The organism is Pseudomonas oleovorans subsp. oleovorans (genome assembly GCF_002197815.1).
Classification (GTDB): Bacteria; Pseudomonadota; Gammaproteobacteria; order Pseudomonadales; family Pseudomonadaceae; genus Aquipseudomonas; species Aquipseudomonas oleovorans.
The window spans coordinates 20,794-34,513 of record NZ_NIUB01000047.1 but is presented as its reverse complement, the minus strand read 5'-3'; the positions used below and the strand labels follow the sequence as shown (position 1 = coordinate 34,513).

Here is a 13,720-nt window from a genome sequence, read left to right as displayed (position 1 = left end):
GGTCTGGGCGCTTAGCTACCGCAGGCGACACATCAACGGAACCAAGCTCGCTGATGCTGTTTGTCAGTAGGCAGGAACCGCCGTATACGGAACCGTACGTACGGTGGTGTGGGAGGACGGCGGGGGTGACCCCGCCTCCTACCCGATTCTGCCGCAGGCTTTTTACTTCTGCAGCCACTGGCCGTTCAGCTGGATGTACTGGCCCTTGGGCGTGCGCTCGATGGCCTTCTTGCCGGCAATGGCTTCCACGTCGCTCAGGCTGATGCCATTGTCCTTGGCCACCTTCTGGTATTCGGCGCGGCGCGCCTGGTTGATCAGGCGGGCAATTTCGTCGGCCTGGCCGCCAGGCTTGACCACGCCCAGGTAGCCGTTGGGTTGCTCGCCGAGCTGGCCGCTGGCCTTGGCGTCGCCCAGGGCACTCATGGCCTGGTTGAGGTTCAGTGCGTATGCCGGCAGGCTCAGGCTCAATGCCAGCAGCAGGGTCGAAATGTATCGAATCATCGTCTCTCTCCGTAGAACTTGTGCGGCAGGCTTAAAACAGACCACTGTCTTCGTTGAATACACTGTCCAGCGCCTTGTCCACCTTGATGTAGATTTCGTGCTCGACCTTGACGTTCAGGTTGATGTTGATCGGCTCGTTCGGCATCGCCAGTTGTACCGTCGGGGTACAGGCCTGGCACAGCAGCACCAGGCTCAGGACTGCGAGGAGGCGGTACTTGCGCATGGCGCTACTCCTTTGGCTCTTGGGGGACACGCTGGCGCATCCATTGCTGAATCCGTTGCTGGATGATGCCACTGACCTTGTCGGTCAGCTGCAGGCTGGCCAGCAAGGCCGGGATGTCTTCTTCCAGATTGATGTTGAAATGGATGGGCCTGCCTTTCTCTATGGCCGGGTTCTGTCCATGCAGGCGCATGCCCAGCCGCAGTGTGCCGGACTGATCATAGTCGACGCTACTGCTGAGCAGATCGTAGTGGAAGTCTTCCAGCGCGTCGGTGACCAGCTTCATGCCCGGGTTGGCCTGACCCATGGCGCGGATGCGCGGTGAATGAAAACGCAGCTGCCCACCCGGGGGCCTGGCTTCGATCAGGCCCTGTTCGATACTGATGGCACCAGCCAGGCGCAGCGGCAGGGTGCCGTCGATCAGCCCGCTACCGGCCAACCCTTCGGCTGGGTAGACGCGAAACAGCTCTTGCAGATCCAGGTCACTGAGCCGCAGGGGCAGCAGATGGCTGGGTTGTTCCAGTGCCCAGGTCGCCGGTGCCAGGCTCAGGCTACCGCCGAGAATGCCCAGTTCGGCGCGCTGGTGGGTCAGGCTGCCTGCCAGTGGTCGTTGCAGGCTGGCCTGGTAGCTGGCCTGCAGCCGCAGGGGGCCGAGCTCGATGCCGGGATCGAGCTGCTTGGCACTCAACTGAGGCAGGTCGAGGCGAAGTCGGTCGCCGTTCAGCTGCAGCCGCAGTTCGGCATCGAGACCGCTCAGGGTGGTGCGGTCATAGATGCCGGCCAGGCCCTTGCCGGTCAGGCTGGCCTTGAGTTGCAGGGGCTTGCCGCTGGGCAGGTTGAGGCTGGCGTTGCCCTGAATACGGCCGTTTTCCAAGGTCATTAGCGGCGGCCAGTCGGCCAGGGTTTGTGCCAGTGGGTTGCCGGCGCGCAGGAACAGCTCGTCCAGGGTGGCATTCAGGTTCAGCGCATTGGCTGTGTTGTCCAGACGCAGAGCCATGCTCAGGCCTGAATCGGCCAGTAGTGCGCCGTCGAGGGCCTGGCTGCCATTGTCGGCGTTGATGCGTCCCTGCCATTGCCAGCCCTGGGCCTGCAATTGTGGATGGTGCAGACGTTGGATGCGCAGGCCCAACGGGCCGGACAGGGTCGGTGTGCTTGGGGGACCGCTCAGGGTGATGCCGGCCAGCGTCGCCTGAGCTTGCTGCAGGTCAAGCTCGGCGCCGCGCAGGCGCTGGACGTCGAGGCGCGAGCTGTCGGCCAGGCTGAGCTGCACCTGCTGCTGCGTGACGTTGCCTTTGAGGCCAAGGCTCAGATGCAGGTCATCGAGACGGCTGTCAGCCAGGTCCATGCGTTTGCTGCGCGCTTCGAGCTGCAGGTGTCGAACGTCGAGTGCCCAGTCGGAGGATTGGTGCAGGGCAAGCTCGGCATCTGCCTGCAGTTCCAGCGGGCCGTGGCCGCTGACGTTCAACAGCAGGGCCAGCGCCTCATTGGCAGCGCCATCCAGAGGCGCGAGGTGCAGTTGCAATTGCTGTGGCCGCAGGCCGCTCGGCAGCGACGCCAGCCAAGGCGCGTTCTGCGTGGCGAGCTGCAGTTGGGCGTTCAAACGCCGGGCCTGCCATCTGCCCAGGGTATTGCTGAGATCGAGCGCCAGCTCACCGCTGACCAGGCCGACGCCGGGAAGCGGCCAAGGCTGCGGTAGCTGCGCATCGACCCGCAGCCACCCGGAGGTGGCCAGCAGTTCGCTGAACGTAGGGGGGATCTGCGGTACCTGCAACTGCCACTGGGCGTTCATCCCGGCCTGTCGGGGCGTGGCTGGCAGAGCGTCAGCCTCGAGTAGCGTCCATTCGCTCAGCCATTCGGCGAGCCAGGCCATATCCTGCAGCGCGGTAACCTCAAGCTCGCCGCTCCATTGCAGGGCATCGGCCTGAGCCTGCAAGTTGCTATGCAGGGCGATCTGCGGTTGATCATCGAGATGCAGGTTCAACTGCAGCTGTCGCGGGCTGTTCAGCTCACTGCCCAGCCCCTGCAGTTGTGCTTGCAACTTCGCCTTGTGGGCTGCGCGCAACAGCAGCGTATGCAACTGCAGGGTATCGTCCAGCAGTCGTAGGTCGACGTCGCCCTGCAGTGTGCAGCGGCCGCTGGCGCAGGGCAGTTGCGCTTGGGCGTTGCGCAGTTCGATGTGCCGTGGAAGCCATGGCAGGGCATTGCTCAGGGTTTCCAGGAGTCCGGTCAGATCGCTGTCGCTCGGGCTTTCGGATTCTCCCTGCGCGGGCTGCCACGACAGGCGCAGGTCCTGCGCAACCAGGCGGTAGCGAGGCACCTCACTGGCCAGCCAGTAGAGTTGCAACTGGCCGCTTTGCACCAGCAGCTCGCCGTCACTACGTTGTACCAGGCTTGCATCCTGGAACTGCAAGCCTCGCCAGGAAAGGCTAAGCCGCTGCCAGTCCAGCACGATGCGCTGCTCCTCGAACAGTTGCTGCACGCGGTAGCCGACATAGCAGGCCAGTAGCGACAGCAGCGCCAGTATCGCTACACAGGTGCTCAGCCAGAAACGCCGGCGACTCATGAGTGTTCCTTGCTCGGTGCGGTCCACTGGACGGTACCCCATGCTCGAGTGGGTGCCAAGCGGCTTTCCGTGCTATTGTGTATTTACAGCTTTCAATATTTATTTTGTCGTAAACGAGCGAAGGAGGATGTGATGAGTGCTGTGACTCGCTCTCAGCCCGATGCCGATGCGGTACTGGCTAAAGCCCTGCTCAATACCCGTGAGCAACTGGGGCTGACGCAGCAGGAGCTGGCCGACATCGTTGGCGTCCATCGCAGTGCCATCAGCCGCTGGAGTGAGCAGGGTGGTTTGCGTCCGCAGAGCAAGACCGGCGAGCTGGCGCTGTTGCTGATACGCGCCTATCGCGCGCTGTTTGCCCTGTTTGGCGGCAATCAGCAGGACATGCGCCATTTTCTGCGCACCGAAAATCGCCATCTGGCAGGTATTCCGCTGCAGCAGATGAGTCAGGTGCAGGGGCTGGTGCGTGTTGTCGAGTATCTGGACGCCATTCGCGGCAAGGTCTGAGAGCCTGCTCAAAGCCTGCTGCGCGTCGGCCCTGCTGGGTTAAAAGCAGGCTCTAGCAGGCTCCACGCTTAGGAGTGATCGCCATGGATATCTGGCAACTATGCGACGGCGAGCGACAGGTGCGACCGCTGCGCGGCAAGCTGTTGCGCATGGTGGAGAGCCAGGCCCAGGTTGCGACCCTGCAACTGGTGGATAACCTGGCCGAGCAGACCCTGCTCGAGGAACTGCTCGAGAGCAGCAAGCCGCCGCTGCCTGAAGCCGCCGAGCCGTTGCACTACCTGCTGAAGACGCCGTTTCGTTATCCGCCGCTGCGTTGGGGCTCGCGCTTCGGCCGCGTGCACGAACCCAGCCTGTTCTACGCCGCTCAGCGTCTGCAAACGGCGATGGCCGAGGCCGCCTACTACCGTTTCGTATTGTGGAATGGCATGGTCGTGCCGCCGCCCAGTGGCCGCATCCTCTCCGAGCATTCGACCTTCGAGGCGCGTTACCGCGTCGAGCACGGTATCCAGTTGCAACAGTCGCCTTTCGCTCAACATGACGCACTGTTGGCTCACCCCAGTGATTACAGCGTGCCTCAGCGTCTCGGTACGTCGATGCGCGCGGCGGGCATTCAGGCTTTCGAGTACCGCTCGGCACGCTGTCCTGACGGTGGCAGCAATGTGGCGCTCTACGTGCCGGCTGCGTTCGTGGAGAAGCGTCCGCGTAATCTGACGGCCTGGTTGTGTGAAACCACGAGCGAGTACGTGGCGTTCAAGCATGCGCAAACGCCGGATCAACCACGGCTGTTTCACTGGGAGCAGTTTCTGGTGCAGGGGCAATTGCCGCACCCCGCGTAACGCCTGCGCTGGCGCGTCAGATGCCCCGAAACAGAGCGCTGCGCGGATCTGTCGCAGGGAGTTGTGCACAATGCTGAAGCAGGCTGTCACATCACTGTCAGAAACGCCGCTAACCGCTTGATTTTCCGTGGTTGATTTTTAAGTCAATGAAAAATATGCACTTTTTCCATTGGTGAAAAAATCGACAGTTTGACTGCGAGCCCCATGGCATCAGGCCTGTGAGTTCTTTCGCCCAAGTTGTGCACGGAGTTATCCACAGCTTCTGTGGATTGTGAGGAAACTCTTTCTGGCAGCCGCAATCGATCTGGCAGGCAAGACTTTACCTTCGAGAAAAAAGGAGTAGAGTGGCGCGCCCCGGCAGTCACCCCCCTTTATTTATGCCTCGCGCCTTGCCTTCTTCATCCCCTGCAACTCGTTCCGGTTCTTCTCGTCTGCCCATGCGCGTTGCGCTGTGGCTGCTCGACAGTCCGCGTCTGGGACAAACACCGAGCGTCAAACGCATCGCCGGCAACCTGCTCAAGCAGCCTGCCCGCAAAGGCTGTGTGCAGGCACAAAGTCGGTTGGGCCAATTGCTCTGTCGCGACTGCGGTAATACCCGTGATCGCCGTATCGGTTATGAACTGCTACGCCAGGCTGCCCGCGCAGGCGATCGCAGTGCTCAGCTGGAGCTGGAGCGTCTGTCGCGCTGATTGCGTGCTGACCCCGTGTAAATCGCCGGCGGGTATACTGCACGGCGGTCAAACATGGAGCGTCTATGCCAATCGATCCCTTCTCTCTCGCCATCGGCACCGTCGTTGCGCTGGTTCCGTTATTGGCCGGCCTTTGGTCCTTGCAGCGCCGGCTGGCTCGCGCGCAAGGCGAGCAGGCGCTGTTGCAGGAACGCCTGGAGCATGCGCAACTGAGCCAGGCCGGTTTGCTGGCGCAACTCGATGATTGTCGCGCCGAGTTGGCCGAGGTCAGCGAGATCAAGGTGGAGCAGCAAACCGAGTTGGCCGGTTTGCGCCGTGAGAACGAGCTGCTGCAGCAGGAGCGGCAGATTGCCCGCGAGGCCGCGCAGTCATGGAATCAGCAGCGCGAACGTAACGAAGCTGAACTGCGTCGGCTCACCGCCGAGTGTGCGGCGCTGGCTGCCGAGTTGCAGGAAAATCGCGATAACCAGCAACAGCGCCTCGATGATCTGCAGGGCGCGCGCAACGAGCTGCGCGCCCAGTTCTCCGAACTGGCGACGAAGATCTTCGATGAGCGCGAGCAGCGCTTCGCCGAGACCAGCCAGCAGCGTCTCGGCCAGTTGCTCGACCCACTTAAGGAGCGGATCCAGGCATTCGAGAAGCGCGTCGACGAAAGTTATCAGCAAGAAGCGCGTGAGCGTTTTTCCCTGAGCAAGGAGTTGGAGCGTCTGCAGCAGCTCAACCAACGCCTGGGCGACGAGGCGACCAATCTGACCCGCGCGCTCAAGGGCCAGAAGACTCAGGGCAACTGGGGCGAGTTGGTGCTGGAGCGAGTGCTGGAGCATGCCGGCCTGGAGAAGGGGCGCGAGTATCACACTCAGGTCAGCCTCAAGGGCGCTGGTGGCGAGCGCTTTCAGCCTGACGTTCTCATCCGCCTGCCGGGCGACAGGCAGGTGATTGTCGATGCCAAGGTCAGCCTCAGCGCCTACCAGCAGTATGTCGCGGCTGCGGACGAGCCGGTCCGCCAGCAGGCCCTCAAGCAACACCTGATCTCTCTGCGCAGTCACCTCAAGGGCCTCTCCGGCAAGGATTACCAGCGCCTCGAAGGTCTGCACAGCCTGGATTTCGTCCTGCTCTTCGTGCCCATCGAGGCGGCCTTCGCAGCGGCGTTGCAGGCTGAGCCGGACCTGTTCCGGGAGGCCTTCGAGCAGCAGGTGGTGATCGTCAGCCCGACTACCTTGCTGGCTACCCTGCGGGTGATCGACAGCCTCTGGCGTCAGGAGCGGCAGGGCCAGAATGCGCGCGAGATCGCCGAGCGTGCCGGCCAGCTGTACGACAAGTTCGTTGCCTTTGTCGCCGATCTGGACGAGATGGGCAGCCGTCTGCAGCAATTGGACAAGGCTTACGCCAGTGCCCGTAACAAGCTGGTGGACGGTCGCGGCAACCTCATTGGCCGTGTGGAAAACCTCAAGCTGCTGGGCGCGCGCGCAAGCAAGAGTCTGCCAGGCGAGTTGCTCGAGCGCTCTGCCGATCTGCCGGCGCTGGACGAACTGGGCGAGTGAGCGACGTCTACCCGCTAGCGCAGGGGCGCTTGCTCGGGTTGTGTGCGAGGACGGGCCTGCTCCAGTCTGCTGACGTAGCCGCGCAGCCAGCCGGCCAGGGCGGTCGGTTCGGCCAGCAGTTGCCAGTGCCCGGCGCAGACTTCGCGGCGGCTCAGCAGCGGCGCCCAGCGCTGCAGGTCGGCGAACAGTTGCGGGCGTACGAAGCGGTCGCTCAGCGGCACGATCAGTTGCACTGGCACGTGGGTGCTGCGTGAGCGCGGCCTGAGCAGGCTGCGTATGAAATTGGCACGATACAGCTGCACACCACGCATGCCATCACTGCGCTGCGTAGGGCTCGCTGGCAGATTGCCTACACCTTCGAGGCGGCGCAGCAGCCAGGGCCAGGTGCGATCCAGGCCCAGACGCCAGCACAACTCCGGCAACAGTGGGGTGTGGAAGAGGGCGATGTACCAGGAGCTGAGCAGTTGTCCGAGCGCCTGCCACAGCGCTTTGGGGCGGCGCAGGGTGAGGCGCTCGCGCAGCCAGTGGCCGACGTGGTCGAGACAAGGGCCGGAGATGCTGGTGTAGGAGGCCAGCAGCGGCTGGGTGCGCGGCTCGGTTACTGCCTCCCAGCTCTGGATTGAGCCCCAGTCGTGGGCGACCAGGTGCACCGGGCGATCCGGGCTGGTGGCATGCACCACCGCTTCCAGATCGCGCGCCAGCTGTTCCAGGCGGTAGTCGCGCAGGTGCTGCGGCACCTGCGAGGCGCCGCAGCCGCGCACGTCGTAGGCGACGATGCGATAGTCGGCCGCCAGCTCGCGGATCAGCGGTAGCCAGATTTCGTGACTGTCCGGATAGCCGTGCACCAGCAGCAGGGTCGGCGCGTCAGCCTTGTCCCAGACATAGGTGCGCAGGCGCAGGCCGTCGCTATCCACGTCCAACTGCCGAGGTGACAGTTCATCCCGCGACAGTGGCGCGTTCATCGCAGGAAACTAAATGGTCGGGCGAACAGGAACATGGCTGGCTCCACGAATGACGATTGCATCGCTCGGTATAAGAGCCATTGTTGAGTGCTGGCTTGCCCTGGTGGGCTGGCGTTACGAAAGTGCCAGTAACCTCTGGGCCGTTCTGAAACAGGGTTTGGGGCGATCCTGGAAGGTTTCGTGTAGCGCCAGTGCCTGGCAAGTCCAGTCCTTGGTTGGGGCTCCCGAATGCAGGGTCGCCGCGAGTCGCGAAACCGTGCGAACGTGTCCGGCCGTTGCTACCGGCATTCTGCAGCGCGGTCAGATTGATGAAGTGCCGCGTATTTGCCTGCGTCGCGTACCCGGCCAGGCTGTGGCGCCTGGTGCGCCAATGCCGGTGGGGGACGTCGCGGTAGAGGTGGCAAACCTTCAGCAGTGGTTCCGCCCTGTGGAAAACATTCGGCCCCCTAGCCGCGCAACACCAGATGACGGCTGAGCAGCGCGCGCAGGGCGGCCGGCTTGACCGGTTTGGGCAGGTAGTCGAGGCCGGCGGCATGCACCTCGGCCACCAGCTCCGGGCGGCCGTCGGCGCTGATCACCACGCCGGGCACCGGCTCGCCCAGGCGCGTGCGCAGCCAGGCCATCAGCTCGGTGCCGGTCTCGCCCTCGTCGAGGTGGTAGTCGATCAGCGCCAGCTGTGGGCGTACGTCTTCACTGAGCAGGTGCTCGCATTCCAGGCGGTTGCGCGCCGTCCACACCTGGCAGCCCCAGCGCGACAACAGGCTGTGCATGCCGGTGAGGATGCTGTCCTCGTTGTCGATGCACAGCACCTGGGTGCCCTGCAGCGGCTGGCCGTTGACCTCGCTGCCGGCCGCCGCCTTGGGCTTGGCCGCCGGCTGGCGCGCTAGCGGCACGCTGACGCTGAACACGCTGCCTTTGCCTGGCCAGGAACGCACTTCCAGGCGGTGGGCGAGCACGCGGCAGAGGCCGTCGGCGATCGCCAGGCCCAGGCCCAGGCCCTTCTCGGCGCGGGTCTGGTGGCTGTCGAGGCGTTTGAATTCCTCGAAGATCACCTTGCGCTTGTCCTCGGGGATGCCGGCGCCGCGGTCCCACACCTCCAGGCGCAGGTGGTCACCCTCGCGGCGTACGCCGAGCACCACGCGGCCCTTGGCATAGCGGAAGGCGTTGGTCAGGAAGTTCTGCAGGATGCGCCGCAGCAGCTTGCTGTCGCTGTCGACCCACTGCTTGCTGCCGCGCACGCGCAGGTCGATGCCCTGTTCGGCGGCCAGCACGCCGAACTCGGCGGCGAGGGTGTCGAACAGGCTGGCAAGGGCGAAGGGGTGGCGATCCGGAGCGATGCGGCCGTTCTCCAGGCGCGAGATGTCCAGCAGGTCGGTGATCAGGTCCTCGGCCGAACGCAGCGAGCTGTCCAGGTGGCGCACCAGTTCCTGCGCCTCGCTCGGCAACGCTTCGTCCTGGTGGGCCAGCGCCGCGGAGAACAGCCGCGCGGCGTTGAGCGGCTGCATCAGGTCGTGGCTGACCGCGGCGAGAAAGCGTGTCTTCGACTGGTTGGCGGCCTCGGCGTGGGCCTTGGCCTCGGTCAGCGCCTGGTTCAGTTTGGACAGCTCCTGGGTGCGTTCCGCGACTCGCCGCTCCAGGCTTTCGTTGGCATCCTTGAGCGCTCGCTCGGCCTCGCGGAACTCGGTGATGTCGGTGAAACTCATGACGAAGCCGCCGCCGGGCATGGGGTTGCCGATCAGCTCGATCACCCGGCCGTTGGGGAATACCCGCTCATAGCTGTGCGCGGTGCCCTGGCGCATCCAGTACAGGCGCTTGGCGACGTTCTCCTCGACGTCGCCGCCGCCGAGCATGCCGCGTTCGGCATTGAAGCGGATGATCTCGGCAATCGGCCGGCCGACGTAGATCAGCCCCTCGGGGTACTCGAACAGCTCCAGGTAGCGGTGATTCCAGGCCACCAGGCGCAGGTTCTGGTCGACCACGCTGATGCCCTGGGTGATGTTCTCGATCGCCCCCTGCAGCAGGGCGCGGTTGAACTGCAGCACCTCGGACGCCTCATCGACGATGCGCACCACGTCCTCGACCTGCATCTCGCGGCCTTCGATGGCGGCCTTGACCACCGCGCGGGTGCTGGAGGCGCCGAGCACGCCGGCGAGCAGGCGCTCGGTATGGGCGATCCACTCGCTGTTGGCCGGCTGGTTGGGCTCGAAGCCCTTGCTCGGGTTCTGTTGGTAGGCGAAGCGGATAAAGCTCTTGCGCGCTCGCTCCTCGCCGACGAAGCGGCTGGCGAGCAGCAGCAGATCCTCCACCTGCACCGCCAACAGGCTGCGACTGCTGGGTTTGGTACCCAGGTCGTGGCCGATGAAGCGCCCGGCCTGCCAGTGCTCCGACACCCGGGTGCGGGAGAACCAGGAGACCCAGGCGAACAGCAGCATATTGCCGGCCAGCGACAGCACCACGCCGCGGGTCAGCGGGTCGACCTGCAGGCCGATGGGGGCGTAGAGCAGGGTGGTCAGGCCGGGGAAGCTCTCCAGCGACCAGCCCATGCCACGTGCCGCCAGTGGCAGGACCAGGGTGTAGAACCAGAGCATGGCACCGAAGATCAGGCCGGCGAACACGCCGCGGCGGTTGGCCTGTTTCCACACCAGCGCGCCGAACATGGCGGGGGCCAGTTGGCCGATGGCGGCGAACGAGACCTGGCCAATGGTTGCCAGGCTGGTGCCCTCACCGAGCAGGCGATAGCAGACGTAGGCCAGCAGCAGGATCAGCACGATGCTGACCCGCCGCGCGGTGAGCATCCAGTGGCGGAAGGCCTCGAACGGCCGCTCGGTGCTCTGCCGGCGCAGCAGCCAGGGCAGCAGCATGTCGTTGGAGATCATGGTCGACAAGGCGACGGACGCGACTATCACCATGCCGGTGGCGGCCGAGGCGCCGCCGATAAAGGCCAGCACCGCCAGACTTGGATGGGCTTCGGCCAGCGGCAGGCTGATGACGAAGGAGTCCGGTGTCACGCCTGCCGGCAGCAGCATCTGCCCGGCGAGGGCGATGGGCACGACGAACAACGCAGCCAGCATCAGGTAGGCGGGGAATACCCAGCGCGCCAGGCGCAGGTCCTTGGGTTCGATGTTCTCCACCACGGTGACGTGGAACTGCCGCGGCAGACAGATGATGGCGATCATCGCCATGCCGGTCTGCACCAGCATCGCCGGCCAGTTCACCGCCTCGTTCCAGAAGGCGTCCAGCTCGGCGGTGTTGTGTGCCTGTTCGAGCAGGTCGTGGAAGCCGTTGTACAGGCCGAAGGTGACGAAGGCACCAACGGCGAGGAAGGCCAGCAACTTGACCAGCGACTCGAAGGCAATCGCCAGCACCATGCCGCGATGGTGCTCGGTGACGTCGAGGTTGCGGGTGCCGAACAGAATGGTGAACAACGCCAGAGCCAGTGACACGATCAGCGCGGTGTCCTGAGCGCTGGTGCCGGTGTCCTGGGCATGTACACCGATCAGCAGATTGACGCCGAGCACGATGCCCTTGAGCTGCAGGGCGATGTAGGGGAGCACGCCGACCAGGCAGATCAGCGCCACCACGATGGCCAGCGACTGCGACTTGCCGTAGCGCGCGGCGATGAAGTCGGCGATGGAGGTGATGTTCTCCTGCTTGCTGATCATCACCATCTTCTGCAGCACCCAGGGCATGGTCAGCAGCAGAATGGTCGGCCCGAGGTAGATCGGCAGGAATGACCATAGCTGTTCGGCGGCCTGGCCGACGGCGCCGAAGAAGGTCCAGCTGGTGCAGTAAACGGCCAGCGACAGCGAGTACACCCAGGCACGGATCTTCGGCGGCATGGGCGTGCTGCGGCGGTCACCATAGAAGGCGATGGCGAAAAGAATGGCCATGTAGATCAGGGCGACCGCGGCGATCAACCCGGGGGACAGCGACATGCAGACTCCGAAACGCACAGTGAAACGAAATGAGCCTGGCCGCCGAGGCGAGGCCGATGTTGATCAGTGTTGCACAAAGCCGGGCGCTGTCGGCTGCGACCAAGGTCGCAGCCAAGCAGACGTGCTTTGCGACGGGACTCGATTGTGCAGCAGCGCAGGGGCTGATAGCTTGGCGCGTTTGCGATTCTGCCCAAGGAAGGACCCTGAGGAGGCTCTATGTTCAAGCCGCAGCTGGTGACTTTGCAACGTGGCGCTCTGCGCCTGGAACCGCTCTCTGACGCCGATATCCCCGCGCTGGTGGCGCTGGCCGAAGCCAATCGCGAGGAGCTGCTGTACATGAGCGGTACTCAGCGACTGGACTGGTACCGCAGCGCCCTGGCCGATATGCGCGAGCAGCGGGCACTGCCGTTCGTCATTCGTCTGGGTAACGAGTGGGTAGGCACCACCCGCTTCGCCGACTTCATGAACCCCCTGCCGGCCTGTGAAATCGGCTGGACCTGGCTCGACCGCAATCAGCATGGCAGCGGGTTGAACACCAGCATCAAGTACTTGATGCTCAAGCACGCTTTCGAAAATTGGGGCATGGTTCGCGTGCAACTGAAAACTGCCGCCAGCAACCTGCGTTCGCAACGCGCCATCGAGAAGCTTGGTGCCGTTCGTGAAGGGTTGCTGCGCAACCATCGCCGTCTGGCTGATGGCCGACTCGATGACACCGTGCTGTACAGCATCACCGACCTGGAATGGCCGGCGCTGCGTGGGGCCATGGAGGCGGGCTTCAACGCCTGAGCCTGATGCACAGTCGCGAGCAGACCCGCTTCTGGCAAGCTTCCGCATTGAGCGGCGTCGAGCTGTTGCAGGCGCGCTACCTTGAACAGCGCTTCGCGCCCCACGTGCATGAAGGTTTCGTGTTCACCGTGATCGAGCATGGCGCCCAGCGCTTTCGTCATCGCGGTTGTGATCATCTGGCCCCACAGGGCAGCATGGTGCTGATCAACCCGGACGAAGTGCACACCGGCTCCAAGGCGCACGAAGACGGTTGGCGCTATCGCGGTTTCTATCCCGACAACGCCCAGGTTCTGGGGGCGCTGCAGGAGCTGGGTCTGGCCAAGGCTGGCATGCCGTCGTTTGCCTTCAGTGTGCTGCATGATCCACGTTTGCACGCGGCCTTTCTGCAACTGCACCAACTGCTCGAGGGCGGCGCCGAGGCACTGCAGCAGCAACTGGCCTGGCGTGAGGCAATGCTGCTGCTGTTTCAGCACCATGCGCAGCTTGCCGAACCACCTGCGCCTGGGCGTGAGCCCTGGGCAGTGGCTTGTGCCAAGCAGATGCTCGCCGAGCGGCTGATCGAGCCGCCCTCGCTGGAGGAACTGGCGGCTGCGGTCAATCTTTCACCGTTTCATTTCGCTCGAGTGTTCCGCCGCGAGACCGGCTTGCCACCGCATGCCTGGCTCAAGCAACGGCGCCTGGAGCAGGCGCGGGCGTTGCTCAAGACGGGCTGCACGGCGGTCGCTGTGGCCATGCAGTTGGGCTTCGCTGATCAGAGCCACTTGTCGCGACAGTTCAAGCAGGTTTATGGCGTGAGCCCTGGCGAATATCGCAGTGCGGTGGCCCGGAGCTGGCAGCAGGAATAAAAAGGTTCTTCGCATTTTCGCGCGGAGGATACGCCCGACACCGGACTGGCAATTACATGTTAGCTGCCGGTGCAGGCACTATCCGTTAGCGCGTCGTCTGATCTGAAGGGTTTCGCCCCTTACGGGCGAGTCACTTTCTCTTGCTTGCCCAAGAGAAAGTAACCAAAGAGAAGGGCACCCCACCATCCGGCCCCGGCTACGCCGGGGTTTCCTCGCTCCATCACCACTCCAGGGGCACGCTGCGAAGGGCCATCCCTGGCCCATCGCAGCTCTCGCGACATCCATGTCGCTCAACCCCTTCCACGGTGATTCCACTCGGCCTCCTGAAGGGGATTTGG

Annotated in this window: 11 protein-coding genes; 6 read left to right on the top strand and 5 right to left on the bottom strand. The window is 64.1% G+C overall.

Features of this window, described 5'->3' with window-relative positions:
* Positions 1-162: 162 nt before the first annotated feature.
* The 3 genes from PSOLE_RS20695 to PSOLE_RS20685 are packed head-to-tail and all read right to left on the bottom strand — an operon-like array spanning position 163 to position 3,284.
* Positions 163-501: a YdbL family protein gene (locus PSOLE_RS20695; RefSeq protein ID WP_074860036.1), complete on the bottom strand. Its 339-nt coding sequence runs from the start codon at positions 499-501 to the stop codon at positions 163-165.
* 31 nt (positions 502-532) lie between these two features.
* Positions 533-724, bottom strand: a complete 192-nt coding sequence (locus tag PSOLE_RS20690) for a YnbE family lipoprotein (protein ID WP_074860038.1) — start codon at positions 722-724, stop codon at positions 533-535.
* Between the two features lie 4 nt (positions 725-728).
* Positions 729-3,284: an intermembrane phospholipid transport protein YdbH family protein gene (locus PSOLE_RS20685; protein WP_074860040.1), complete on the bottom strand. Its 2,556-nt coding sequence runs from the start codon at positions 3,282-3,284 to the stop codon at positions 729-731.
* A gap of 132 nt (positions 3,285-3,416) precedes the next feature.
* Here PSOLE_RS20685 and PSOLE_RS20680 point away from each other — a divergent pair, with 132 nt between their 5' ends.
* The 4 genes from PSOLE_RS20680 (at position 3,417) to rmuC (ending at position 6,854) form a co-directional block, all read left to right on the top strand.
* On the top strand, positions 3,417-3,788 hold the full coding sequence (locus tag PSOLE_RS20680) for an XRE family transcriptional regulator (protein ID WP_003462583.1): 372 nt from the start codon (positions 3,417-3,419) through the stop codon (positions 3,786-3,788).
* Positions 3,789-3,871: 83 nt separating this feature from the next.
* Entirely contained in the window at positions 3,872-4,624 is a 753-nt protein-coding gene (locus PSOLE_RS20675; protein WP_003462580.1) for an RES family NAD+ phosphorylase, read from the top strand.
* Positions 4,625-5,061: 437 nt separating this feature from the next.
* Complete coding sequence (locus PSOLE_RS20670) at positions 5,062-5,313, top strand: SEL1-like repeat protein (protein ID WP_017675070.1); 252 nt, start codon at positions 5,062-5,064, stop codon at positions 5,311-5,313.
* Between the two features lie 65 nt (positions 5,314-5,378).
* Entirely contained in the window at positions 5,379-6,854 is a 1,476-nt protein-coding gene (gene rmuC / locus PSOLE_RS20665; protein ID WP_074860042.1) for a DNA recombination protein RmuC, read from the top strand.
* A gap of 14 nt (positions 6,855-6,868) precedes the next feature.
* On the opposite strand, the gene PSOLE_RS20660 is transcribed toward rmuC, so the two are convergent.
* On the bottom strand, positions 6,869-7,816 hold the full coding sequence (locus tag PSOLE_RS20660) for an alpha/beta fold hydrolase (protein ID WP_074860044.1): 948 nt from the start codon (positions 7,814-7,816) through the stop codon (positions 6,869-6,871).
* A gap of 446 nt (positions 7,817-8,262) precedes the next feature.
* Positions 8,263-11,751, bottom strand: coding sequence for a hybrid sensor histidine kinase/response regulator (locus tag PSOLE_RS20655; protein WP_074860046.1), 3,489 nt, complete (start codon positions 11,749-11,751; stop codon positions 8,263-8,265).
* A gap of 216 nt (positions 11,752-11,967) precedes the next feature.
* Between PSOLE_RS20655 and PSOLE_RS20650 the strand changes: the two genes are divergently transcribed.
* Complete coding sequence (locus PSOLE_RS20650) at positions 11,968-12,537, top strand: GNAT family N-acetyltransferase (RefSeq protein ID WP_003462563.1); 570 nt, start codon at positions 11,968-11,970, stop codon at positions 12,535-12,537.
* Positions 12,538-12,542: 5 nt separating this feature from the next.
* On the top strand, positions 12,543-13,382 hold the full coding sequence (locus PSOLE_RS20645; RefSeq protein ID WP_074860047.1) for a helix-turn-helix transcriptional regulator: 840 nt from the start codon (positions 12,543-12,545) through the stop codon (positions 13,380-13,382).
* Positions 13,383-13,720: the final 338 nt, after the last annotated feature.